We start from the raw sequence: 24,615 nt of genomic DNA, 5'->3' as shown, positions 1-24,615 counted from the left end.
CAATTCGTGACCACTCACCGCAGGAGGTGACCACTCACCGGAGGGTGTCGAGGGCGCGCAGGATGTCGTCGGCGGCCTCGACGGCGGTGACCTCCCCGCGCCGGACCGCCGCCTCGGCGGCGTCGACCGTGGGGCGGACGTCGTCGAGGCGGGCCAGCAGGCGGTCGCGGACCATCGCGCGGGTCCACGCCACACGTTGGTCGGCGCGGCGGCGGCGCAGACCGTCCTCACTCAGCCACTCGCGGTGACGGGTGACGTGCTTCCACACCCGGTCGAGGTCGGTGCCCTCGGCGGCGCTGCAGGTGACCACCGGCGGCTGCCAGGCGTCGTCGGGGCCGCGGACCAGACGCAGCGCGGCCGACAACTCGCGGGCGGCGCGCTGCGCCTCCTCGACGTGCGGGCCGTCGGCCTTGTTGACCGCGATGACGTCGGCCAGCTCGAGGATCCCGCGCTTCATCCCCTGCAGGGAGTCGCCGGTGCGCGCCAGGGTGAGGAACAGGAACGTGTCGACCATGTCGGCCACGACGTACTCCGACTGCCCCACCCCGACGGTCTCGACCAGCACCACGTCGTAGCCCGCGGCCTCGACGACGATCATGGACTCGCGCGTGGCCTGGGCGACCCCGCCCAGGGTGCCGGCCGACGGCGAGGGACGGACGAACGCGTCCGGCGAGACGGCGAGCCGCCCCATGCGGGTCTTGTCGCCGAGGATCGAGCCGCCGGTGCGTCTCGACGACGGGTCGACGGCCAGGACGGCCACCCGGTGACCGGCCGTCAGCAGATCGTTGCCCAGTGCATCGATGAACGTCGACTTGCCGACGCCGGGCACGCCGGAGATGCCGACGCGCACGGCGTGGCCGGTGTCGGGCAGCAGGTCGCGGAGCAGCTCCTGGGCGAGGGCCCGGTGCTCGGCGCGCCGTGACTCGACGAGCGTGATCGCCCGGGCGACCGCGGCCCGCTCCCCCGCCCGGACCCCGTCGGCCAGCGCGACGGGATCAGGCGCCGGGCTCATGCGTCCAGTGTCTCCGACAGCGTGCGCAGCAGGTCGGCCGCCGCCGCGGCGATCACCGTCCCGGGTCCGAAGATCGCCGCCGCGCCCGCCGCCCGCAGTTCGTCGTAGTCGCCGGGCGGGATGACCCCGCCGACCACGATGAGGATGTCCGGGCGTCCCTGCGCCGCCAGCTCGTCCCGCAGCGCGGGCACCAGCGTGAGGTGACCCGCGGCGAGTGAGTTGACCCCGACGATGTGGACGTCGGCCTCGACCGCCTGCCGCGCCACCTCCGCGGGCGTCTGGAACAGCGGGCCCACGTCGACGTCGAAGCCGAGGTCGGCGAAGGCGGTCGCGACGACCTTCTGCCCACGGTCGTGGCCGTCCTGGCCCATCTTCGCGACCAGGATCCGCGGGCGACGGCCGTGCTCGGCGTCGAAGGCGTCGGTGGCCGCGCGGACCTCGTCGATCTGGTCGACCTTCCCCGCCTCCTCGCGGTAGACCCCGGAGATGGTGCGGACCGCACCGGTGTGGCGACCGTAGACCTTCTCGAGGGCATCGGAGATCTCCCCGACCGTCGCCTGGGCGCGGGCGGCGTCGATGGCGAGCGCCAGCAGGTTGGCGCCGGCGCGGTCGTCGGCGGCCGCGTTGGTGAGCTTCTGCAACGCGTCGTGGACGGCGTCGCCGTCACGGTCGGCGCGCAGCTGGTCGAGTTTCGCCTGCTGTTCGCGGCGGACCGCCCGGTTGTCGACCTTGAGGACGTCGACGTCGTCCTCCTGCTCGAGCCGGTACTTGTTGACGCCGATGACCGGCTGCCGGCCCGAGTCGATGCGGGCCTGGGTGCGGGCCGCCGCCTCCTCGATCCGCAGCTTGGGCAGCCCCTCGTCGATCGCCCGGGCCATGCCGCCCGCGCGTTCGACCTCCTGGATGTGGCCCCACGCGCGACGGGCGAGGTCGTACGTCAGCTTCTCGACGTAGTACGAACCGCCCCACGGGTCGATGACCTCGGTGGTGCCGGACTCCTGCTGCAGCAACAACTGTGTGTTGCGGGCGATCCGCGCCGAGAAGTCCGTGGGCAGCGCCAGCGCCTCGTCGAACGCGTTGGTGTGCAGCGACTGGGTGTGGCCCTGGGTCGCCGCCATCGCCTCCAGGCAGGTGCGGGTGACGTTGTTGTAGACGTCCTGCGCGGTGAGCGACCACCCCGACGTCTGGCAGTGGGTGCGCAGCGAGAGCGACTTGGCGTTCCGGGGTTCGAACTGCTGCACCAGCTTGGCCCACAACAGCCGGGCGGCCCGCAGCTTCGCAACCTCCATGAAGAAGTTCATGCCGATGGCCCAGAAGAACGACAGCCGCGGCGCGAACGCGTCGATGTCGAGGCCCGCGTCGCGCCCGGCGCGGATGTACTCGACGCCGTCGGCGAGGGTGTACGCGAGCTCGAGATCGGCCGTCGCCCCGGCCTCCTGGATGTGGTACCCGGAGATCGAGATCGAGTTGAAGCGCGGCATCTGCTGACTGGTGAAGGCGAAGATGTCGCTGATGATCCGCATGCTCGGCCGCGGCGGGTAGATGTAGGTGTTGCGGACCATGAACTCCTTGAGGATGTCGTTCTGGATCGTCCCCGCGAGTTGCTCCGGCTGCACCCCCTGCTCCTCGGCCGCGACCACGAACAGCGCCAGGACCGGCAGCACCGCGCCGTTCATCGTCATCGACACGCTCATGCGGTCCAGCGGGATGCCGTCGAACAGTTGCCGCATGTCGAGGATGGAGTCGATGGCGACGCCCGCCATGCCGACGTCACCGACGACGCGGTCGTTGTCGCTGTCGTAGCCGCGGTGGGTCGGCAGGTCGAACGCGACCGAGAGACCCTTCTGACCCGCGGCCAGGTTGCGGCGGTAGAACGCGTTGCTCTCGGCCGCGGTCGAGAACCCGGCGTACTGCCGGATCGTCCACGGCTGGGTCGTGTACATCGTGGGGTACGGCCCGCGCAGGAACGGCGCCCGGCCCGGGACCGTCTGCAGGAAGTCGAGATCGGCGAGATCCGTGGCGGCGTACCGGCCGGCCACCGCGATGCCCTCCGGCGTCTCCCAGGGCGTGCCCGGGTCGACTGCGTCCGCCCCCGCGGCCGGCGTCCCCAGCGTGGCGTCGGAGAAGTCGGGGATCACGCCGTCACCTCCGCGGTCGCGGCCGTCGACGGATCCAGGACTTCCCACACCCGGCCGAGCACGTCGAGCGTGTCGCAGCCGAGGTAGAGGCGGGCGTCGACGCCGTCGACCTCGCGCGCTCCCGCGAGCCACACCTGCTGCGCTCCGGCCGCCCGCACCGCGGCTGCGGCGGCCGCACCTTCCTCGGCGTAGACGGCATCGGACGAACACAGACACACGACCGGACCGTTGCACTCTGCAGCGTCGGTCAGGACCTCGACCGCCAGCCCGCCGGTGTGGAACAGGTTGGTGGCGAACGAGACCCGCGCGGCCGACTTGCCGCGGCCGCCGAGCGCGAGCAGCTGCACGGTCGGCCGCGCACCCGTCGAGGCCAAGACGGCATCCGAGCGGTCGCGCCACTCCTCGTACGGTGCGGCCCACCGGCGCAGGCCGGGCGCCTGCGGGGCGTCCTCGCGTTCGAGCGGTGCCTCGTCCAGGTGGGCGAACTCGCTGACCCCGGTGAGCGGCAGCGCGCGGGTGGCGATGCGTCGGTCGCGCTCCCCCGCCGCGGCCTCGACCGCCTCGCCGACGAGACCGTTGCGCAGTGCAGCGATGATGCCGCCTTCGCGCTCGACGGCCGTGAACCGCTCCCACGCCCGCTGCGCCAGGGCGTCGGTGAGCGTCTCGACGTACCAGGACCCGCCGGCCGGATCGGCCACCCGGGCGAGCGACGCCTCGTCGTGCAGGATCGCGTGGACGTTGCGGGCGATCCGTCGCGCGAACGGCACGGGCCGTCCCACGGCCAGGTCGAAGGGGTGCACGGTGATCGCGTCGGCGCCGCCGGCTGCGGCCCCGAACCCGGCGACCGTGGCCCGCAGCATGTTCACCCACGGGTCGCGCACCGAGAACATCGCCGCCGCCGTGACAGCGTGCTGACGTTGCACCGCCGCCGGCTCGCCGGACAGCTCGGCGATCCGCGCCCAGACCCGTCGGGCGGCGCGGAGCTTCGCGATGGACGGGAACTGCCGGTCGGTCACGGCGAAGCGGAACTCGACGTCGTCGAAGGCGCCTCCCGCACGCAGGTGGGCGACGGCCGTGGCGGTCGCGAACGCGATCTCGTCGGCGTCGGTCGCCCCGGCGTCGGCGTACGCGGTGCCGTCGACCGTGACGGGTGTGAGCCCCTGCGACGACGTCACCTCGGCCCACTCGGCCGGCTGCTCGCCGTGCCGGAACGACCAGGCCACCGGGTCGATGCCCAGCGAGCCGCGCAGCGCGGTGCCACCGGCGACCTGCGCCAGCGACTCGGCGGCCGCCTCGAGCTCGGGTCCGGCGTCGAGGACGACCGCGACGAGGTCGAGCAGCACGCCGTCGAGCACTCGGGGCAGATCAGCCGGCGCGATCGCACCCGATCCGATCCGCAGCCACAGCGAGGACGCTCCGCCCTCGAGGTCGGCGAGCACGGCCGCGTTCGCTCGCGCGGGGTCCGAGTCGTCGTGCCGGACGCGGATGTCCCACGCGCCGGGGGCACGGGTCACGGGTGTGAGCTCCGGCCCGTCGAGGTACAGCGGCGCCACGGCGATGCCGTCGAGGTCGGTGCGGGTCAGCGCCGCGACCGGGTCGACGTCGTCCGGACGGCCGGCCTTGACCAGCACCGCCCGGGCCAGTTCACGCCAGTCGTCGAGGTCCGCTGCCGGGAACTCGTCGAGCGCGAGGTGGTCGGGTTCCGGCGGGTCGGCCGGGGCGGGCGTCGTTGCCTCCATGGCCGGATCCTAGGAGCCGCGCCCGCTCCGCCGGGACCGCCAGTGGTCGATCTCGCAGGCCCACAGCGGCCCCGTGTCAGGATCGGGACGTGTCACGGTCGTCCCACCAGCCCCAGCGGTCACCCGTTGCCGCACCCCGCAAGCGGACGGCCGACGTCCGCGCGGCGCTGGTGGACGCCGCGTGGTGGGTGCTCGAGCACGACGGCCTCGCCGGGCTCACGGTCCGGGCGGTGGCGACCCGGGCGGGCGTGGCGCCCATGGGCGTCTACAACCACCTGCGGGACAAGAACGGCCTGCTGACGGCCGTCCTGACCCGGGGCTTCGACGAGTTCAGCGCGGCGCTGGCGGAACCCGCGGACCTCGAGCCGGTCGCGCGGTTGCTGGCCACCGGCCGGGCGTACCGGGCGTTCGCGCTCGCCCACCCGGTCGCCTACGGACTCATGTTCGGCGGCGGCGGCAGCACCGCCGACCTCGACCCGGACCCGGAACACCCCCACCCCGACACGATCGCGCTGTCCGAGGCGGGCGAGCGGGCGTTCGGGCGGCTGGTCTCGGTCATCGCGCACGCGCAGGCCGCGGGCGTGGTGCGTGCCGACCCGCTCGAGCAGATCGCGTGGACGGTGTGGAGCGCGGTGCACGGCGCGGTGAGCCTGGAACTGGCGGGCTCACTGCCCCCCACCGACACCGCGCCGAGCTACGAGGCGGTGCTGGAGATGATCCTGCGGGGCATCGCCCCCGGTTAGGGACCCGGCGACCCCGGCGACGCCGCGATCAGGCGTACCAGGACGCCGAACTGCCGGTGTTGTGCGCCGGGAACGCGCCCGGCCCGAGGCCGACCAGGGGACGCCAGTCGGGCCCGTAGAGGCCGTCGAGTCCGGTGAGGATCTCGTGCCGGTGCCGCTCACCGGTCTCCTCGGCGATGCCGTCCATGGTGCCGCGCCGCAGGTGGCTGAGGTAGGCGCTCTCGGTGACCACGCACCGGTAGCCCGCCCGGTGGGCACGGATCGCGTAGTCCAGGTCGGCGCCGTAACCGTGCTCGGGGAACGCGACGGTGTCGAGACGTCCGATCGCCTTCGCGGCGGTCACCGAGAACGCGATGCCGGTGCCGTCGCAGAACGGGACGTCGCGGTACGCCGCCACCGGCACGTAGGCATCCGCGCTGGCGGGGATCACCGTGGCGCGCTCGTGCAGCCAGAAGTCGTCGTAGACCCCCGCGGCGACGGCGACGTCGTCCTGGTCCTCGAAGGTCCGCAGTAGTGCCGCGAGGTACCCGCGGGAGAGCCGGGTGTCGTTGTTGAGCACCACGACGACGTCGGTGCCGGACGCCTCGGCGGTGTCGAGCGCCCAGTTGACGGTGCCGATCCACTTGAGGTTGACGCCCGGCCGGTGGACCGTCAGGCGGGGATCGGACACCGCCGGGGTGTAGTCGCCGCGGTTGTCGACGACGACGACCGGCTCGTCGCCGCCGTCGCGCAGGAGGTCAGCGACAACGGTGTCGGTGAGGTGGTCCTGGCCGAAGGCGGGGACGACGACCTGTGCACGGGGTTTGAACACGTCCACCAGGGTGCCTCGCACGGGTTCCCCTAAGGTCGCTCGGGTGACGGACACACCTCCGGGAACCCCCGCGGACGACCCGATGGCCACCGCCCGCGCCGCCGCCGCGACGATCGCCGAGAGGACCGGGCACGCGCGTCACGACGTCGCGATCGTGCTCGGGTCCGGCTGGGTGCCGGCGGCCGACGCGCTCGGCGTGGCCGACGCCGAGATCCGGACCACCGACCTGCCGGGCTTCCTCCCGCCCGCGGTGTCCGGTCACGCCGGCACGATCCGGTCGGTCACGGTCGGTGACCGGCACGTGCTGGTCTTCCTCGGCCGCACCCACCTCTACGAGGGACGCGGCGTCGAGCCGGTCGTGCACGGCGTCCGCACCGCCGCGGCGGCCGGGGTGCGGACCCTCGTGCTCACCAACGCCTGCGGCGGGCTCGACCCGGCCCACGTCGTCGGGCAGCCGGTGCTGCTGCGCGACCACCTCAACCTCACGTTCCGCAGCCCGCTGGTCGGGCCCCGCTTCGTCGACCTCACCGAGGCGTGGTCGAAGCGGCTGCGCCGGCTCGCGCAGGAGATCGACCCGAGCCTGGTCGAGGGCGTCTACGCCCAGTTCCCCGGCCCGATGTACGAGACGCCCGCCGAGGTGAAGATGGCCGGCACGCTCGGCGCCGACCTGGTCGGCATGTCGACGGTCCTCGAGGCCATCGCGGCCCGGGCCGAAGGCCTGGAGCTGCTGGGGATCTCGCTGGTGACCAACGCTGCCGCCGGCATGGGCGGGGAGAACCTCGACCACCACGACGTCCTCGCCGCCGGCGCCGCGGCCGCCTCGCGGATGGGCGGCCTGCTGCGCGAACTGGTCGAGCGGCTGCCCGCCGAGGAGGCGGCGTGACCGAGCTCGACGACCGGGTCGCCGCCTGGCGGGCCGACGAGGTCTCCGACCGCGACGCCACCGAACTCGACGCGCTGGTCGCGGCCGGCGACACCGCCGCGCTGACCGACCGGTTCTCCGCCACGCTGGCCTTCGGCACCGCCGGGCTGCGCGGTCCGCTCCGGGCCGGACCCAACGGCATGAACGCGGCCGTGGTGCGCCGCGCCGCCGCGGGCATCGCCGCCTGGCTGGGCTCGCGCGACGCGTACGGCTCGACGGTCGTCATCGGCCACGACGCCCGGCACCGGTCGCGGGAGTTCGCTCACGACTCGGCGGGCGTCTTCGCGGCCGCGGGGTTCGAAGTCGAGGTTCTGCCCGGCCCGCTCCCGACCCCGGTGCTGGCGTACGCCGTCCGCGACCGTGACGCCGCAGTCGGGATCATGGTGACGGCCTCGCACAACCCGGCGAACGACAACGGCTACAAGGTGTACCTCGGCCTCGACCCCCGGTTGCACGCCTCGCCCGAGGACTCCGTGCTGGGCGACGGCGCGCAGATCGTGCCCCCGGTCGACAGTGAGATCGAGGCGTCGATCGCGGCCGTCGGGCCGACAGCCGCGATCGCGTTGTCCGACGACTGGTCGACCCTCGGCGACGACCTGGTCGAGGGCTACGTGCGGGCCGTGGTCGGTGCGAGCGGTGTCGAGAGCAACGATCCGGCGAACGCTGCACTGCGCATCGTTCACACCTCCATGCACGGCGTCGGCTGGACGACCGTGCAGCGGGTGTTCGACGCCGCCGGGTTCACCTCACTGGTCCCGGTGACGCAGCAACGCGACCCTGACCCCGAGTTCCCCACCGTCGCGTTCCCCAACCCCGAGGAGGCGGGCGCCCTCGACCTCGCGCTCGCCCTCGCCGCGGAGCAGGACGCACAGCTGCTCATCGCCAACGACCCCGACGCCGACCGCTGCGCCCTGGCCGTCCCCGGCTCCGACGGCACCTGGCGCGCCCTCACCGGCGACGAGGTCGGCGTGCTGCTCGCCGACGCCCTGCTGCGCGACGGCGTGACCGGGACGTACGCCACGACCATCGTCAGCTCGACGATGCTCGGCGCCCTGGTCGAGGCGGCCGGTCCCGGCGCGGTCTACGCCGAGACGCTCACCGGCTTCAAGTGGATCGTGCGTGGCGGCGCCGACCTCGCGTTCGGCTACGAGGAGGCCCTCGGCTACGCCGTCGCCCCGTCCGTGGTCCGCGACAAGGACGGCATCTCCGCGGGGCTGCTCGCGGCCGTCCTCACCCGCGACCTGCTCGCCGCCGGGTCGTCACCCGCCGCGCGGCTGGACGAACTCGCCGCGCAGTTCGGCGTCCACCTCACCCGCGGCGTCTCCCTGCGGGTCGACGACCTCGCCGCCATCGGCACCATGCTCGACGCGCTGCGGGCCGACCCGCCGGCCACCCTGGGGGGCCACGAGGTCAGCACGGTCGACCTGCGCGACCAGAGCCCCGCCACCGACGGCGCCCGCCTGACCTGGGAGACCGGCCGCGCCGTGGTGCGGCCGTCGGGCACCGAGCCCAAGCTCAAGGTCTACCTCGAGGTGCGCCGGTCGGTCGCCTCGGGCGAGGTCGCCGACGTCGCGACCGCCCGCACCGAGGCGGCGGCCGAACTCGACGCGATCGCGGCCGAACTCACCTCACGCCTGCGCGCCGCCGCGTCCTGACCGGATTCCGTGTACTCCTGCAGCGTCAGGCTGCAGGAGTACACAGAATTCGACGGCTAGCGCGGGCCGAACTGGCGGTCGCCGGCGTCGCCGAGACCGGGGACGATGAAGGCGTTCTCGTTGAGGCCCTCGTCGATGCTGGCGGTGAACACCCGGACCGGCAGGCCGGTGTCGGCGAGGTTCTGCAGCCCCTCGGGGGTCGAGAGGGCGCAGATGACGGTGATGTCGTCGGCGCCGCGGCTGACCAGCAGCTGCACGCAGTGGATCAACGAGCCGCCGGTGGCGAGCATCGGGTCGAGCACGATGACCGGCCGGCCGGCGAGCGAGTCCGGCAGCGAGGCCATGTACGGCTTGGGTTCGTGGGTGACCTCGTCGCGGGCCAGACCGACGAACCCCATCTGCGACTCGGGCAGCAGGTTGAACGCGGCCTCGGCCATGCCCAGGCCCGCGCGCAGCACCGGCACGAGCAGCGGCGGGTTGGCCAGGGTGACGCCCGTGGTCGTCGTGACGGGTGTGGTCACCGAGATCTCCCGCACCGCGACGGTCCGGGTGGCCTCGTAGACCAGCAGGGTCGCGAGCTCGGTCAGCGCCGAGCGGAATTCGGCGTTGCTGCTGCGTTCGTCCCGCATGACGGTGAGACGCGACGCGACGATCGGGTGGTCGACGACCGTGGTGTCCACGGCTGCTGACCCTAGCGAGCCCGCCCGGGACGGTCCCACACCCCGAGGCCCAACACCGCCCGGTGTTGATCTCCCAGTTGATCAGCGCAAGCGTTCTCGCTCCGGTGTTAAGGTCCGCCTGTGACACCCGGACGCCCCACGTTGGGTGACGTCGCGCAGCGCGCCGGTGTCCACAAGGCCACCGCCTCACGCGCACTGAACCCCGCGACGGCGGCACGCGTGCACCCGGCCACCGCCCAGCGGGTGCGCGAGGCCGCCGACACCCTCGGCTACCGGCCGAACATGAACGCGCGCGGGCTGCGCATGCGCAGCAGCCGCACCGTCGGCGTCATCGTCCCCGACATCCTGAGCCCGCTCTACCCGCCGCTCATCCGCGGGATCGAGCAGGTCCTGGGCGAGCACGACCTGTTCCTGCTGGTCGCCGACACCAACCGGGACGACAACCAGGAGACCCGCGCGCTCGACAACCTGGTGTCGCGGCAGGTCGACGGCCTCATCACGGCGTCGAGCTACACCAGCCACGGCAGCCTGCAGGGGCTCGCGCGCACCGGCACCCCGGTCGTGCTGCTCGACACCACCGTGAGCCCTGACGGGCTCTCGACGGTCGGGTACGACCTGCCGACCGGCGTCCACGACCTCGCCGCGCTCGTCGTCGGAGCCGGGCACCGCAGGATCGGGCTCGTCGTCGGCCCGGAGGCGCCGAGCAACCCGCCGTTGCGCACCGACCTGCACGCCGACGCGCTGCGTCAGCTGGGCCTGGACCCCGCGACGACCCTGGTCCCGGCGCGTGCGGAGAGCTACTCGATCGAGGCCGGGATGGACGCGGGACGGCGCCTGCTCGCCGAGCGCCCCGACATCACGGCGCTCATGGCCCACAACGACGACCTCGCGATCGGCCTGGTGCACGCCGCGCAGGCGGCCGGGCTCCGCGTGCCCGCCGACCTCACGGTCACCGGCTTCAACGACATCGAGGTGGCGGCGTACCTCGACCCTCCGCTCACGACGGCCCGGCTCGACATGCAGCGGTTGGGCCGGGAGGCGGCGGCGGTGCTCGTGCGCGCCATCGCCACCCCCGGCACGGTCGAGCACCACGAGCTGCCGGTGGACGTCGTCGTCCGCGGCTCGCACGGCCCGCCTCGCCGCGACTGAGGATCAGGCGGCGCCGAGCTCCAGCGCCCGGGCGGCGAGCTTCGCGACGGCGTCGACCTCGATGAGGAACCCGTCGTGTCCGTAGGGGGACTCGACCACGTCGAGGCCGTCGGCGCGCGGCAGCAACTCGGCGAGTTCGACCTGCTGCCCGATCGGGTACAGCCGGTCGCTGTCGATGCCGCCGACGACCACCGGCACGTCGACGCCGCCGAGAGCCGCGGCGAGACCGCCCCGGCCGCGGCCGGCGTCGTGGGTGTTCATGGCGTCGGTGAGCGTGACGTAGCTGCCGGCGTCGAAGCGGCCGACGAGCTTGGCCGCGTGGTGGTCGAGGTACGAGGTCACCGCGAAGCGTCCGGGCGGGGCGTCGGGCGGCGCGGCGAACGGGTCCTCACCGAGCTGCGGGTCGCGCCCGAAGCGCTCCTCCAGCTCGTACGCCGACCGGTAGCTGTAGTGCGCGATGCGGCGGGCGAGGCCCAGGCCGTACACCGGTGCGGCGTCCGGCAGGTAGTCCCCGCCGCGCCACGCCGGGTCGCCCGTGACGGCTTGGATCTGCAGCGTCTGCAAGGCGATCTGGTCGGCGCTCGAGGCCGCACAGGTGGCGAGCAGCAGCGCCGAGCCGACCCGTTCCGGCGCCGTGACCAGCCACTCCAGCGCTCGCATCCCACCCATCGACCCGCCGAGCACGGTCGCGAACCGTTCGACGCCGAGCACGTCCGCCAGCCGTCGTTCCACCTCGACCTGGTCGCGGACGGTGACGCGGGGGAACCGCGAACCCAGCCGCGTCCCGTCCGCCTGGAGGGTCGCCGGCCCGAGCGTGCCGCGGCAGCCGCCGAGGACGTTCGCGCACACGACGAACCACCGGTCGGTGTCGACCGCCCCGCCCGGCCCGATGAGCGCGCCCCACCAACCCGGTGTCGGCTGATCGGGTCCGGCCGGTCCGGCGACGTGGGCGTCGCCGGTCAGCGCGTGCTCGACCAGGACGGCGTTGACGATCCGCCCCGTGTCGTCGCGCCGAGGGGTCCCCCACGTCTCGTACGCGACGCGGACGTCGAGGTCGCCGCCCAGTTCGAGCGCGACGACCCCGATGTCCGCGTACCTCCTGCTCATGGAGCGGTCAGGCGCCCTTCGAGGCCCTGAAGCCGGCGTCGAGGTCGGCGAGGATGTCCTCGATGCCCTCGAGACCGACCGCGAGCCGGACCAGGCCGGGGGTGACCCCCGACAGCGCCTGCTCGTCGACCGTGAGCTGGGAGTGCGTGGTCGACGCCGGGTGGATGACCAGGCTGCGGACGTCACCGATGTTGGCGACGTGGCTGTGCAGTTCGAGGGCCTCGACGAACTTCTTGCCGGCCTCGAGCCCGCCCTGGATCTCGAACGCGACGACGGCGCCGGCACCCTTCGGCAGGTACTTCTGGGCGCGCTCGTGGTACTTCGACGACGGCAGGCCGGCGTAGTTCACGCTCACGACCTCGTCGCGCGCCTCGAGCCACTCGGCGACCTTCTGCGCGTTCTGCACGTGGCGCTCGACCCGCAGCGAGAGGGTCTCGATGCCGATCGACAGCTGGAAGGCGTTGAACGGCGAGATCGAGGCGCCGACGTCACGCAGCAACTGCACGCGGGCCTTGAGGATGTAGGCCAGGTTGGCTCCGAGGGCCGAGCCCACGCCGAGGTCCCGGGCGTACGTGACGCCGTGGTAGCTGGCGTCGGGCTCGTTGAAGCCGGGGTACTTGGCCGGGTCCTGGGCGAAGTCGAAGTTGCCACTGTCGACGATGACGCCACCGATCGACGTGCCGTGGCCGCCCAGGTACTTCGTTGCACTGTGCACCACGATGTCGGCACCGTGCTCGAACGGCCGCAGCAGGTAGGGCGTCGCCACGGTGTTGTCGACGATGAGCGGCACGCCGTTCTCGTGGGCGATGGCCGCGATCGGCTCGATGTCGAAGATGTCGTTGCGCGGGTTCGGGACCGTCTCGCCGTAGAAGGCCTTGGTGTTCGGTCGGACGGCCGCGCGCCAGGCGTCGAGGTCGTCGGGGTCGTCGACGAACGTCACCTCGATGCCGAATTTCGGCAGCGTGTAGTGGAACAGGTTGTAGGTGCCGCCGTAGAGGCTCGCGCTCGACACGATGTGGTCGCCCGCCTGCGCGAGGTTGAGGATCGCGAACGTCTCGGCGGCCTGGCCGGAGGCGACGAGCAGGGCGCCGACCCCGCCCTCGAGCGAGGCGATCCGGTCCTCCACCACGGCCTGCGTGGGGTTCATGATCCGGGTGTAGATGTTGCCGAACTGCTTCAGCGCGAACAGGTCCGAGGCGTGCTGGGTGTCCTCGAAGGTGTAGCTGGTCGTCTGGTAGATCGGCAGCGCGCGGGCGTGGGTGGCGGCGTCGGCACTCTGGCCGGCGTGGATCTGGCGGGTCTCGAAGGACCAGGTGTCACTCGACATGTCTTGTCTCCAGGAGTGGTGGGGATCGACGGGCGGAGTCGTCGGGAACTGACCGGGCGGCGGGGGACGAAGAACCTCAGACGGCGCGACACAGCGCGCTGGCGATGCGCGCGAGGTCGACGGCGCGGCGCTGCGTGAGCAGCAGCGGGGCGGCGGTCGACATGAACCCGGAGCGTAACGGTCCGGTGATGGGATGGACACGTGGCAGTGACCCGCCGGACGATGCTGCTGGCGACCGCCGCGGCCGCGGTCGGAGGGCTCGTCGGCTGCGGACGCGCCCCGAGCCCCGAGGGAGACGGCATGACAGCGAGCACGCGGGTCACCTACGGCGGCGACCCGAGCCAGTGGGTCGACCGCTACGACGTGCCCGCAGGTGTGCCCGTTCGGGCGTGCGCCGTGGCCGTCGTGCACGGCGGTTTCTGGCGGGCGCAGTACGACGCCTCGCTCGGCGTCCCCCTCGCCGAGGACCTCGCCGCCCGCGGGTGGCCCGCCTGGAACGTCGAGTACCGGCGGGTCGGCGACGGCGGGGGGTGGCCCACGACGCTCGACGACGTCCGCACCGCCCTCGAGCACGTCGACGCCGAACGGCTCGTCCTGCTCGGACACTCGGCCGGGGGCCAGCTCGTGACCTGGGCGGCCGGGCAACCGTCGCTGAGGGGGCGGGTGGCGGGCGCCGTGTCGCAGGCGGGCGTGCTGGACCTGGTCGGCGCCGCGGAGAACGGCGTCGGCGGCACCGCCGTGCCGGACCTGCTCGGCGGGACCCCCACCGACGTCCCCGACCGGTACGCCTCGGCGAGCCCGCTCGCCCACCTGCCACTCGGTGTCCCCGTGCGGTGCGTGCACGCCCGGGCCGACGCCAACGTGCCCTACGAGCAGTCGGTGACCTACGTCGACGCCGCCACCGCCGTGGGCGACGACGCCACCCTCACCACCGTCGAGGGCGACCACTTCACCCTCATCGACACCGGGTCGGCCGCCTGGACCTCGATCGTCGGACTGATCGGGGACCTCTCGACCTGACTACGGTGGGCTCCGTGAGTCTCGTGGACACGCCGCTGGCGCCGAGCGGTGAGTGGGCCGACGTCACCCGTGACGAGTCGTCCCTGAAGCGCTTCCTGCACGGCCTGCCGGGCGTCGACCAGGTCGGCGCCGAACAGCGGTGCGCGGCTCTCGCCACCCGCAGCATCAAGACCACCGCGAAGGCCTGGGCCATCGACACCGCCATCTCGATGGTCGACCTCACCACCCTCGAGGGCAACGACACGCACGGCAAGGTCGCGTCGCTGTGCGCCCGGGCCGCGAACCCCGATCCCACCGGGCCGTGGCCGGGCGACGTCCCGCCGCCGCGGGTCGCCGCCGTCTGCGTCTACCCCGACCTCGTCGAGACGGCGGTGCAGCGACTGCAGGGCACCGGCGTCAAGGTCGCAGCGGTCGCGACGGCCTTCCCGTCCGGCCGGGCGTCTCTCGACGTCAAGATCTCCGACACCCAGGACGCCGTCGAGGCGGGCGCCGACGAGATCGACATGGTCATCGACCGCGGGGCGTTCCTGTCGGGCCGGTACGGCCAGGTGTTCGACGAGATCGTCGCGATCCGCGAGGCGTGCGGCGCCGCCCACCTCAAGGTCATCCTGGAGACCGGCGAGCTCGTCACCCTCGACAACGTGCGCCGGGCCTCGTGGCTGGCGCTGCTCGCCGGCGGCCACGTCATCAAGACCTCGACCGGCAAGGTGAACCCGGCCGCCACGCCCCCGGTCGCGTTGACGATGCTGCAGGCGGTGCGGGACTTCGCGGGAGGCGGGCGCGGGCACGGCGCCGCGGCCGCGGGCGGCACCGACATCCGCGGGGTGAAGCTCGCGGGCGGCATCCGCACCACCAAGGACGCCGTGCGCTACCTGGTGATCGTCAACGAGGTCGCGGGCCCGGAGTGGCTCCACCCCGACCAGTTCCGCTTCGGGGCGTCGAGTCTGCTCGACGACCTGGTCCTGCAACGCCACAAGCTCGCCACCGGCGCGTACGACAGCGTCCGCTACGTCAGCCACGACTGAGGAAGCCGATGCCCGCCGAACGCACGTCGTCACCCTTCGAGTACGCCCCGGCACCGGAGTCGGCCGCAGCCGGCCGGCTGCGCGAGCACTACGGCATCTTCGTCGACGGCGAGTTCCGCGCCGGCCGCGGTGACGCGGTCAAGACGGTCAACCCGGCCACCGAGGAACCGTTGGCCGAGATCGCCGAGGCGAACGAGGCCGACGTCGCCGACGCCGTGAAGGCCGCGCGCAAGGCCTACGAGAAGGTGTGGTCGAAGACCTCGGGCCGTGACCGCGCCAAGTACCTGTTCCGCATCGCGCGGGCCATCCAGGAACGCTCCCGGGAACTGGCCGTGCTGGAGACCCTCGACAACGGCAAGCCGATCAAGGAGTCGCGTGACGTCGACATCCCCACGGCGGCCGCGCACTTCTTCTACCACGCGGGGTGGGCCGACAAGCTCGAGCACGCGGGCTTCGGCCCGGACCCGCGCCCGCTCGGGGTGGCGGGGCAGGTCATCCCGTGGAACTTCCCGCTCCTGATGGCAGCGTGGAAGCTCGCGCCCGCCCTGGCGTGCGGCAACACCGTCGTCCTCAAGCCGGCCGAGACCACGCCGCTGACCGCACTGACGCTCGCGGAGATCATCGCCGAGGCCGACCTGCCGCCGGGCGTGGTCAACATCCTGCCGGGCGGCCCCGCGGTGGGCGCGGCCGTCGTCGGTGCCGACGTCGACAAGGTCGCGTTCACCGGGTCGACCGAGGTCGGCAAGGCCATCGCCCGCGACCTCGCCGGCACCCGCAAGCGGCTCACCCTGGAACTGGGCGGCAAGGCGGCGAACGTCGTGTTCGACGACGCACCGATCGACCAGGCCGTCGAGGGCATCGTCAACGGGATCTTCTTCAACCAGGGCCACGTCTGCTGCGCCGGGTCGCGGTTGCTGGTGCAGGAGTCGATCGCCGACGAGGTCGTGGCCCGGCTGCAGGAACGGTTGCAGACCCTGCGCCTGGGCGACCCGATGGACAAGAACACCGACATCGGCGCGATCAACTCGCACGCGCAACTGGAGCGGATCCGGGAACTCACCGCGGCCGGCGAGGCCGAGGGTGCGCACCGGTGGTCGGCGCCGTGCGAGATCCCCGAGCGCGGGTACTGGTTCCCGCCGACGCTGTTCACCGAGGTGTCGACCGCGCACCGCATCGCCCGCGAGGAGATCTTCGGACCGGTGCTGTCGGTGCTGACGTTCCGCACGCCGGCGGAGGCCGTGGCCAAGGCCAACAACACGCCCTACGGGTTGTCGGCCGGGGTGTGGACCGAGAAGGGCTCGCTCATCCTCTGGATGACCCAGCGGCTGCGCGCGGGCGTGGTGTGGGCCAACACGTTCAACCGGTTCGACCCCGCCGCGCCGTTCGGCGGCTACGGCGAGTCCGGGTTCGGTCGCGAGGGCGGCCGGCAGGGTCTGGAGGCCTACCTTGCCCACTGACGGCACGCGCGACTCGACGCGCCTCGACGTCCGCAAGACGTACAAGCTGTACATCGGCGGGGCGTTCCCGCGGTCGGAGTCCGGCCGGTCCTATCCCGTCCTGAGCGCGAGGGGGACTCTTGTGGCCCACGCCGCCCACGCCTCACGCAAGGACGTCCGCGACGCCGTGAAGGCCGCCCGTGGCGCGGTCGCGGGCTGGGGCGGGGCGACCGCCTACAACCGCGGGCAGGTCGTCTACCGCATCGCCGAGATGCTCGAGGGCCGACGCGAGCAGTTCGTCGCCGAGGTGCGCACGGCGGAGGGTGTGTCCGCGGCCGAGGCCGGCCGTCAGGTGGACGCGGCCGTCGACCGGTTGGTCTGGTACGCGGGGTGGGCCGACAAGTACGCCCAGGTCGCGGGATCGACGAACCCGGTTGCGGGCTCGTACTTCTCGTTCACGTTGCCCGAGCCGACCGGCGTGGTCGGGGTCGTCGCGCCGCAGGACAGTTCGCTGCTCGGCCTGGTGTCGGTGTTCGCGCCGGTCGTGTGCACCGGCAACACCGCGGTGGTCGTCGCGTCGGCCGCACGGCCGCTCCCGGCGATCTCCCTGGCCGAGGTGCTCGCGACGTCCGACGTCCCCGGTGGCGTGGTCAACCTGCTCACCGGCCCGGTCGCCGAACTCGCGCCGCCGCTCGCCGCCCACCGCGACGTCGACGCCCTCGACCTCACCGGTGTCACGTCCGAGGACCGGCCGGCGCTGGCGCGCGCGGCCGCGGACTCGGTGACCCGCGTGCACGTGCCCGACCCCGAGGACTGGTACGCCGATCCCGGCACCTCCCGGCTCGGCGCGTTCGTCGAGGCCAAGACGGTGTGGCACCCCATCGGGGTCTGAGCGCTGGTCCGGACTGGGTAGGTTCGCACCCGTGACCGCCTCGACCTCGGGCTCGATCGTCCCGATCACCCTCACCGTCAACGGCCGCATCGGCCTCACCCTGTGGGCGCCGCCGTGGGAGGACGACGACGGCGAGGAGTGGCAGGGTTTCCTCGGCGAGGGCAGCACGATCCTCGTGTTCCCGAGCCCGGACGCCTTGGCCGAGTACGTCGAGCAGGTCACCGAGGAGGACCGCGAGACCGACCTCTCGGACCACCCCGGGTGGGAGGACGTCGTGGACTGGCCGGTGACGCAGTTCCGGGCCGGCCCCGAGGACCACTACGACCTCGACGCCGTGTTCGGCTGGGCCGCCGACACCCCGGACCCGATCACCGTGAGCAACGTCGGATCGGTCGTGGAGATGGTCGCCGAGATCGCCGAGTGCTGCGACGACGGCAAGCTCAAGGCGCTGGTCAACGGCACCCCCGAGTACGTCGACGTGCAGGACGAGGACACCAGCTACTCCGGCCGCGAGGGCCAGAAGGCGTGGGACGACCTCGGCGACGTCGTCGCGTCGACGTGGGAGCGGGCCATCGCCCGCGTCGAGAAGTGGTTGGAGTGGCGCGGCGACTTCAGCGCGACCGACCTCGGCACCGAGACCGCGTGGGACCGCATCGGCGCCGAACCCATCGAGATCGTCCTGCCCGAACGCACCGTCTTCACGGTGCGCGGCGAGCGCGAGGACGACGTCCTGTTCCTCGGCGCCGACGAGACGGTCGCGGTCTTCGAGACCGTCGCGGGCCTCGCCCGGTACTGCCGCGAGGCCGAGGAGCACGAGCTCACCAAGCTGGAGTTCTGGGACGAGATCCGCGATGAGGCCGAGGTCCCCGACGACCGCTTCCGCCCCGGCCTCGGCTCCTCGTTCGACCTCACCACCCCGAACTCCCGTGGTGGCGTCCTGCTGCTCGAGCTCATGGACTTCTGCAACCTCGACGCCGACGAGGACGACCTCGCCGACCCCGCCGACCCCGAGGCCTGGGCCGCCGCGGTCGGGGAGGTCGACAGCTGCCTGCAGCAGGAGGACTGAGCCTGCCCGGCCCTCACTCGTCGGGCACGTCGCGCACCGGCAGCGAGGTGCGGTAGGTCCGCCGCGGGACACCGCGACGTACGCGCCACGAGTCGTCGCCGGTCAGGGGCGCCAGGTAGGGCAGGTTGAACAGGTGCGCCGGCATCATGCGACCGGCTCGGTCGGTGTGGCGCTGCGCGAGGTCGGTCTCGAGCATCGGGGCGTGTGAGCCCGTCGTCCCGACCAGGATGACGTCGCACTCCTCGGCGAGCCGGACGATCGTGGAGAGCTTCACGTCCTCGACGTGGCCCGCCTCGACACGACCGACCGTGGAACGGGGCACCCCTGCGGCCTCGGCCAGGTCGCGTTGGCTCAACCCCGCCGACGCACGGCAGGCGCGGAGGAACTCCCCCACCGCGTCCGCGGTCAGGACCGCGAGACGACGGTCGTACTCCCGCGGCTCGCGCACGCGCACCGGCCGGGTCCACTCCCGCACCGGCGGCGGGCCGGGGAGCGGCATCGACTCCGCGACCGCGTCGAGCTCAGCATCGAACTCGGGATCCCACCACTCCGGTCGCTCGACCGACTCGCACGCTTCCTCGCCCTCATCGTCCACGAGATCCAGCCTGCGCCCGGGGTCCGACGATTTCGTGAGCCGACCCCGGTTCGGGCAGTACCGCCTGCGACGCTCTGGCACTGCTCGCGCCGGTGCTAGCAGTGCCAGAGCAGTTCGACCGGGTCGCCGGGTGGCTGGCGACCCGGTAGCCAGAGTGCGTTCGTGGGCCGGAGGCGGTCAGCGGCCCAGTTGGGGGTCGCTGGTGCTGGGGCGGCCGGTCTCGATGCGGCCGGCGAGTTGGCGGGTGCTGACCGGGGCACCGCTCTTGGCCGGGGTGGTGACGGTGAAGTCGTACCAGCCGGCGGTGTCGGAGATCGGGAGCCGGTGGGTCGTGGAACGGCCGGGCGGCACGGTGAGGGTGGTGGGTCGGCGGGGGCGGTAGGCGTCGGCGACCGTGGCGGTGAGCGGCCGGGTGCCGGGGTTGGCCACCGCGAGCACCAGCACGCCGCCGACGACGTCGAGCGTCACCTCGGGTTCGGCGGCCGTGCTCGTGCCCGCCCACCGGCGGTAGAAGCCGTTCGGGCCGTGGATCGCGAGGTCGTACGCACCGGGTGCGCTCCAGTGCGCGGCGAGGCTGCGGCCGGCGCCCAGGGTGTAGCTCGACGGCGGTACCGCGGCGGGTTGCTGGACCCGGGCCTGGAAGTGGGCGCCGATCCTGCCGTCGTTGCGCAGGGCGACGTCGACGCGTCCCGGGGTGACGGTGGCGCGGGCGTCGACGCGGTAGCCGAGCGGGCGCGACGGACGGGTCCCCGGCTCCTGACGCGGCAGGGACGGATCGGCGGGCGGGGTGGGGACGTAGTCGGGGTGCCGCTCGTGGTCGGTCGGCTTGTAGGCGCCGGTGCGCGGCAGGGTCGGCACGCTCGTCGTGGTCTTGGCGAAGTCGAACGCCGAGGTGAGGTCGCCGCACACGGTACGGCGCCACGCGCTGATGTTGGACTCCGCGACGCCGAAGCGCTTCTCGGTGAACCGCAGGACCGAGGTGTGGTCGAAGGTCTCCGAGCAGACCCACCCGCCGGTGCTCCACGGCGAGATGGCGATCATCGGCACCCGCTGGCCGAGCCCGTACGGCGCGCGGACGCCCTGGCTGCCGCGGTACTCCTCGATCGCGGTCGAGACAGTCGACGCGCCCGGCAACGACGGCGTCGACGGGTACGGCGGCACGACGTGGTCGAAGAAGCCGTCGTTCTCGTCGTAGGTCACCAGGAACACCGTGCGCGCCCACACGTCGGGGTTCGCGGTCAACGCGTCGAGCACCTTCGCGATGTACCAGGCGCCGTAGTTGGCCGGCCAGTTCGGGTGTTCGGTGAACGCCTCCGGCGCCGCGATCCACGAGACCTGCGGCAGTTTCCCCGACACGACGTCGCGGCGCAGGACGCGGAACAGATCGTCGCCCTGTGCAGCGTTCGTCCCGGTGCGGGCCTTCTCGTACAGCGCCGACCCCGGGTCGGCGTTGCGGTAGCGGTCGAAGTACAGCAGCGAGTTGTCGCCGTAGTTGCCGATGTACGGGTCGGTCGTCCAGCCCCACGAGCCGTCGGCGTCCAACCCCGTCCCGATGTCCTGGTAGATCTTCCACGAGACGCCCGCGGCTTCCAGGCGTTCGGGGTAGGTCGTCCAGTCGTAACCCGCCTCGTCGTTGCCGATGACCGGACCGCCACCGCGGCCGTCGTTGCCGGTCCACCCCGTCCACAGGTGGTAGCGGTTCGGGTCGGTCGAGCCCATGAACGAGCAGTGGTAGGCGTCGCAGACGGTGAACGCGTCGGCGAGGGCGTGGTGGAACGGCATGTCGGAGCGCTGCAGGTGCGCCATGGTCGTCGTGGACTTGGCGCCGATCCAGCCGTCGTAGTTGCCGTTGTTCCACGCGGCGTGGGTGTCGCTCCACCCGTGCGCGAGGTCCTGGATGAACGCGAGCCCCAGGTCGTCGAGGTCGGGGCGGAACGGCAGCACGTCGGTGTCGCCGTCGGCCTGGTGCCACACGCTGCGCCCGTTGGGCAGCACCGCGGGGTGCGGGTCGCCGTAGCCGCGGACGCCGCGCAGGGTCCCGAAGTAGTGGTCGAAGCTGCGGTTCTCCTGCATGAGGACGACGACGTGGTCGACGTCGTCGATCGTCCCGTGGCGACGGTCGGCGGGCAGGGACGAGGCCCGGGCGATGCTGGTCGGCAGCAGCGAGAGCGCCGAGGCGCCCCCGGCGAGTTGGAGGAAGCGGCGGCGGTCGACGTTCGGCATGCCCCCGGACCCTGCCCGGTCAGTCCGACTTCGCGGCACACATCCCGTGAACGGCGGGCTTCCGGCTCATCAGGGTTCGAGCAACTGCGCGTACCCCGGCTTGATGACGGACTCGATGATCTCCAGCCGTTCGGCGAACGGGATGAACGCACTCTTCATGGCGTTGACCGTCAGCCACCGCAGGTCGCGCCAGCCCCAGTCGAACGCGCCGACCAGCAACTCCATCTCGCGGCTCATCGACGTGCCGCTCATGAGCCGGTTGTCGGTGTTCACCGTGACCCGGAAGCCGAGTTCGCGCAGCAGGCCGATGGGGTGCGTGGCGATCGAGTCGGCCGCGCCGGTCTGCAGGTTCGACGAGGGGCACATCTCCAGCGGGATGCGCTTGTCGCACACGTACTGCGCCAACTGCCCGATCTTCGCGCTGTGGGCGGCCTCGGCCGCCGGCAGGGACGTGTCGAACACGATGTCGTCGACGATGCGGACGCCGTGCCCCAGCCGGTCGGCGCCGCACCACTGGATGGCCTCCCAGATCGACGGCAGCCCGAACGCCTCACCCGCGTGGATGGTGAAGTGCATGTTCTTCTGCCGCAGGAACTCGAAGGCGTCGAGGTGGCGGGTGGGCGGGAAGCCCGCCTCCGCGCCGGCGATGTCGAACCCGACGACGCCCCGGTCGCGGTACGCGACCGCGAGGTCAGCGATCTCCCGCGAGCGGGCGGCGTGGCGCATGGCGGTGGCCAGCACCCCGACCCGGATGTGCCGACCGCGCGCGGCCGCCTGCGCCACCCCGTCGGCGAAACCCTCGAGGGCGGCGTCGAGGACCTGCTCCAACGAGAGGCCCTGCTCGACACACAGCTCCGGCGCCCACCGGATCTCGGCGTAGACGACCCCGTCGTCCGCGAGGTCCTCGGCACACTCACGGGCGACCCGTGCGATCCCCTCGGGGGTCTGCATGACTGCGACCGTGTGGGCGAAGGTCTCCAGGTAGCGCACCAACGAGCCGGAGTCCGCCGCCTCGCGGAACCACGCGCCCAGCTCGACCGGGTCGTACGACGGCAGACCGGTGTAGCCGATCTGCTCGGACAACTCGACGACCGTCTCCGGCCGCAACCCGCCGTCGAGGTGGTCGTGCAGCAGGACCTTCGGGGCGGAGCGGATGACCTCGGGGGTGAGTGGTGCCGGCATCAGTGCACGGTAACGCTCGCGGGTTGCGGTCAGACGGCGTGACGGGCACGACGGCGTGAACGGCCCGACGCGACCGCGAACGCCCCACCGACGACCAGCAGCACGCCGACGCCGAGCAGCGCCCACGGGTCGGACCCGGTGGCCGCCAGTTCGGGGCCGCCGCCGACGACCGTGGGAGCGGTGCTCGGGCCGGTGGTGGGGCTCGACGGCGTGCCACCGGGCCCCACGAAGAGCACCGAGCGTGGCGCGGTGTCCGCCGTGACCGGGGAGTTGGCCCGCAGGTAGTCGACCAGCATGGTGAGGTCGTTGTCGCCGGTCGTGATCGGGTTCGTGCCGCCGCCGAGCGCCGTGAAGTTGTCGCCGCCCGCGGCGAGGAACGAGTTCACCGTGACGCGGTAGGACCCGGCGAGGTCGATCGGCGTGCCGTCGAGCGTCATGCTCCCGGGCACGATGTGCGACCCCGCCGGGGCGTCCGCGCGGTAGCCGTAGCTGAAGCCCGCCGACACCCCGAGGTGCAGGACCGGCCGCGACGCGCCAGCCGGTTGCCACTGCTGCTCGAGGGCGTCCTCGATCTCCTGGCCGGTGTACGACCTGGTGACGACGTCGTTCTCGAACGGCTGCACCGAGAACGCCTCGGAGTAGGTGACGACGCCTTCTCCCCCGCCGTTCGCGCTCGCGGCGACGAGCAGGTCGGCCCGCAGACCGCCGGGGTTCATCAACGCGATCTGCGCGCCACCTCGCCCCGGGTCCGCGGTCCCGGCCAGCTGGACGTCGGCGATGAAGTTGCCGAGCGCCGACTCCGATCCCCGGTCCTCCTCGCCGTCCGCGCCGACCGCCCGCGTGATGTCGGCGGTGATCGCCCCGACCGGCTCGCGGCCCAGTTCCTCGGACTCGGCCACGGCGTCGGCGACGATCGCCGCCACCTCGGGGTCGTCCGGGTAGCCCACGATCGGGAGCAGGTCGGCGGTGCCGTCCGTGACGTCGCCGGCGTTGCTGTTGTAGGTCAGCGTGATCTTGCCGAGGTTGTTGCCGTAGTTGCCGGTCTGCAGGACCGGGCGCGGGTTGCCGTCGGGGTCCTCGATGACGCAGGTGTAGGTCTGGTGCGTGTGGCCGCTGAAGATGGCGTCGACGCTGCCGGTCATCCGGGTGAACGGGCCGAACACGGCGTCGGAGGCCACCGCGGCGCAGTCGTCGGAGGTCGGCGCGCCCTCGTGGGCGAGCAGCACGACGACGTCGGCCTCGCCGTTGGTGGGGTCGCCGTCCTTGAGCTGGTCGGCCACGGTCGAGGCCTCCGCGACCGGGTCGGTGAAGGTGACGCCCGCGATGCCAGCAGGCGAGACGAGCGACGCCGTCTGCTCGGTGACGACGCCGACGAACCCGACCTGCACACCCGCGATCGTGGTCACGACGTACGGGTCCAGCAGCCGCGAGCCGTCCCGGTAGACGTTGGCGCCGAGGATCGGGAAGTCCGCCCGGTCCTCGACCCGACCGGTGAGGTCGTCGGCGCCCTTGTCGAACTCGTGGTTGCCGGTGGCGCTCGCCACCAGGTCCATCGCGTTGAGCGCGTCGATCGTCGGGTCGTCGTCCTGGATGGCGCTCACGAACGTCGACGCGCCGATGTTGTCGCCCGCCGACACGAACGCCGAGTTCGCCGTCTGCAGCTGGTCGAGCATCCCCGCCAGCTGGGCGGCGCCGCCGACCGGGGCGCCGTCGTCGGTCTCGTCGACCGGCTCGATCCGCCCGTGGAAGTCGTTGACGTCGAACAGCGTCAGCACGGTGTCGCCCGGCGCGGCGGCCGCGGGCACCGCCAGGGTCAGACCGCCGGCGGCCACGGCCGTGACGACGGCGAGGGCGGCGAGGGGACGACGAAGGGGGCGAAACGCACGCATGACG

Annotated in this window: 21 protein-coding genes; 9 read left to right on the top strand and 12 right to left on the bottom strand. The window is 72.7% G+C overall.

From position 1 onward, the window contains the following. Positions 1-34 precede the first annotated feature (34 nt). Genes meaB through ACXR2U_RS12470 form a run of 3 tightly spaced genes read right to left on the bottom strand, consistent with a single transcriptional unit; the run spans position 35 to position 4,889 of the window. Positions 35-1,012 (bottom strand): methylmalonyl Co-A mutase-associated GTPase MeaB, encoded by a 978-nt coding sequence (gene meaB / locus ACXR2U_RS12480; protein WP_458825356.1) that lies wholly within the window; start codon positions 1,010-1,012, stop codon positions 35-37. Then, the gene (gene scpA, locus ACXR2U_RS12475; RefSeq protein ID WP_458825354.1) at positions 1,009-3,150 is read right to left on the bottom strand and encodes a methylmalonyl-CoA mutase; all 2,142 of its coding nucleotides are present in this window, start codon (positions 3,148-3,150) and stop codon (positions 1,009-1,011) included. The genes meaB and scpA overlap by 4 nt, the downstream gene beginning before the upstream one ends. Continuing rightward, positions 3,147-4,889, bottom strand: a complete 1,743-nt coding sequence (locus ACXR2U_RS12470; RefSeq protein WP_458825353.1) for a methylmalonyl-CoA mutase family protein — start codon at positions 4,887-4,889, stop codon at positions 3,147-3,149. The genes scpA and ACXR2U_RS12470 overlap by 4 nt, the downstream gene beginning before the upstream one ends. 89 nt (positions 4,890-4,978) lie before the next feature. Between ACXR2U_RS12470 and ACXR2U_RS12465 the strand changes: the two genes are divergently transcribed. Then, on the top strand, positions 4,979-5,632 hold the full coding sequence (locus tag ACXR2U_RS12465; protein ID WP_458825352.1) for a TetR/AcrR family transcriptional regulator: 654 nt from the start codon (positions 4,979-4,981) through the stop codon (positions 5,630-5,632). 28 nt (positions 5,633-5,660) lie between these two features. On the opposite strand, the gene ACXR2U_RS12460 is transcribed toward ACXR2U_RS12465, so the two are convergent. Next, positions 5,661-6,464, bottom strand: coding sequence for a glycosyltransferase (locus tag ACXR2U_RS12460; RefSeq protein ID WP_458825351.1), 804 nt, complete (start codon positions 6,462-6,464; stop codon positions 5,661-5,663). Positions 6,465-6,525: 61 nt separating this feature from the next. Here ACXR2U_RS12460 and ACXR2U_RS12455 point away from each other — a divergent pair, with 61 nt between their 5' ends. Together ACXR2U_RS12455 and ACXR2U_RS12450 are read left to right on the top strand one after the other, a co-directional pair. After that, the gene (locus ACXR2U_RS12455; protein ID WP_458825392.1) at positions 6,526-7,326 is read left to right on the top strand and encodes a purine-nucleoside phosphorylase; all 801 of its coding nucleotides are present in this window, start codon (positions 6,526-6,528) and stop codon (positions 7,324-7,326) included. Further along, positions 7,323-9,020 (top strand): phospho-sugar mutase, encoded by a 1,698-nt coding sequence (locus ACXR2U_RS12450; protein ID WP_458825349.1) that lies wholly within the window; start codon positions 7,323-7,325, stop codon positions 9,018-9,020. The genes ACXR2U_RS12455 and ACXR2U_RS12450 overlap by 4 nt, the downstream gene beginning before the upstream one ends. Positions 9,021-9,076: 56 nt before the next feature. Here ACXR2U_RS12450 and upp read toward each other — a convergent pair whose 3' ends face one another. Next, complete coding sequence (upp, locus tag ACXR2U_RS12445; RefSeq protein WP_458825348.1) at positions 9,077-9,700, bottom strand: uracil phosphoribosyltransferase; 624 nt, start codon at positions 9,698-9,700, stop codon at positions 9,077-9,079. Positions 9,701-9,820: 120 nt separating this feature from the next. Here upp and ACXR2U_RS12440 point away from each other — a divergent pair, with 120 nt between their 5' ends. Then, a complete protein-coding gene (locus ACXR2U_RS12440; RefSeq protein WP_458825347.1) occupies positions 9,821-10,849 on the top strand; it encodes a LacI family DNA-binding transcriptional regulator in 1,029 nt (342 codons plus the stop codon). 3 nt (positions 10,850-10,852) lie between these two features. Here the strand turns inward: ACXR2U_RS12440 and metX are convergent, their stop codons facing one another. From metX to ACXR2U_RS12425, 3 genes are all read right to left on the bottom strand, one after another. Then, positions 10,853-11,956, bottom strand: a complete 1,104-nt coding sequence (metX, locus tag ACXR2U_RS12435) for a homoserine O-acetyltransferase MetX (RefSeq protein WP_458825346.1) — start codon at positions 11,954-11,956, stop codon at positions 10,853-10,855. 7 nt (positions 11,957-11,963) lie between these two features. Then, positions 11,964-13,283 (bottom strand): bifunctional o-acetylhomoserine/o-acetylserine sulfhydrylase, encoded by a 1,320-nt coding sequence (locus ACXR2U_RS12430; RefSeq protein WP_458825345.1) that lies wholly within the window; start codon positions 13,281-13,283, stop codon positions 11,964-11,966. A 76-nt stretch (positions 13,284-13,359) separates the two neighbouring features. Beyond that, the gene (locus tag ACXR2U_RS12425) at positions 13,360-13,446 is read right to left on the bottom strand and encodes a putative leader peptide (protein WP_458825391.1); all 87 of its coding nucleotides are present in this window, start codon (positions 13,444-13,446) and stop codon (positions 13,360-13,362) included. A gap of 38 nt (positions 13,447-13,484) precedes the next feature. Between ACXR2U_RS12425 and ACXR2U_RS12420 the strand changes: the two genes are divergently transcribed. The 5 genes from ACXR2U_RS12420 to ACXR2U_RS12400 are packed head-to-tail and all read left to right on the top strand — an operon-like array spanning position 13,485 to position 18,722. Further along, positions 13,485-14,303, top strand: a complete 819-nt coding sequence (locus ACXR2U_RS12420) for an alpha/beta hydrolase family protein (RefSeq protein WP_458825344.1) — start codon at positions 13,485-13,487, stop codon at positions 14,301-14,303. 23 nt (positions 14,304-14,326) lie between these two features. Further along, a complete protein-coding gene (gene deoC / locus ACXR2U_RS12415) occupies positions 14,327-15,328 on the top strand; it encodes a deoxyribose-phosphate aldolase (RefSeq protein WP_458825389.1) in 1,002 nt (333 codons plus the stop codon). 8 nt (positions 15,329-15,336) lie between these two features. Continuing rightward, positions 15,337-16,785 (top strand): aldehyde dehydrogenase family protein, encoded by a 1,449-nt coding sequence (locus ACXR2U_RS12410; protein ID WP_458825343.1) that lies wholly within the window; start codon positions 15,337-15,339, stop codon positions 16,783-16,785. Continuing rightward, the gene (locus ACXR2U_RS12405) at positions 16,775-17,656 is read left to right on the top strand and encodes an aldehyde dehydrogenase family protein (protein WP_458825342.1); all 882 of its coding nucleotides are present in this window, start codon (positions 16,775-16,777) and stop codon (positions 17,654-17,656) included. Before ACXR2U_RS12410 ends, ACXR2U_RS12405 begins: the two co-directional genes overlap by 11 nt. A 31-nt stretch (positions 17,657-17,687) precedes the next feature. Next, entirely contained in the window at positions 17,688-18,722 is a 1,035-nt protein-coding gene (locus ACXR2U_RS12400) for a hypothetical protein (RefSeq protein ID WP_458825341.1), read from the top strand. A 13-nt stretch (positions 18,723-18,735) separates the two neighbouring features. On the opposite strand, the gene ACXR2U_RS12395 is transcribed toward ACXR2U_RS12400, so the two are convergent. From ACXR2U_RS12395 to ACXR2U_RS12380, 4 genes are all read right to left on the bottom strand, one after another. Next, entirely contained in the window at positions 18,736-19,317 is a 582-nt protein-coding gene (locus ACXR2U_RS12395) for a helix-turn-helix domain-containing protein (protein WP_458825340.1), read from the bottom strand. 177 nt (positions 19,318-19,494) lie between these two features. Continuing rightward, on the bottom strand, positions 19,495-21,540 hold the full coding sequence (locus tag ACXR2U_RS12390) for a phosphocholine-specific phospholipase C (protein ID WP_458825339.1): 2,046 nt from the start codon (positions 21,538-21,540) through the stop codon (positions 19,495-19,497). A gap of 69 nt (positions 21,541-21,609) precedes the next feature. After that, positions 21,610-22,722, bottom strand: a complete 1,113-nt coding sequence (locus ACXR2U_RS12385) for an adenosine deaminase (RefSeq protein WP_458825338.1) — start codon at positions 22,720-22,722, stop codon at positions 21,610-21,612. 29 nt (positions 22,723-22,751) lie between these two features. Beyond that, complete coding sequence (locus ACXR2U_RS12380) at positions 22,752-24,611, bottom strand: bifunctional metallophosphatase/5'-nucleotidase (RefSeq protein WP_458825337.1); 1,860 nt, start codon at positions 24,609-24,611, stop codon at positions 22,752-22,754. Positions 24,612-24,615: the final 4 nt, after the last annotated feature.

This window comes from Jatrophihabitans sp. YIM 134969 (genome assembly GCF_054456675.1).
The sequence above is the reverse complement of the archived record's forward strand: the minus strand, read 5'-3'. Positions and strand labels throughout refer to the sequence as shown.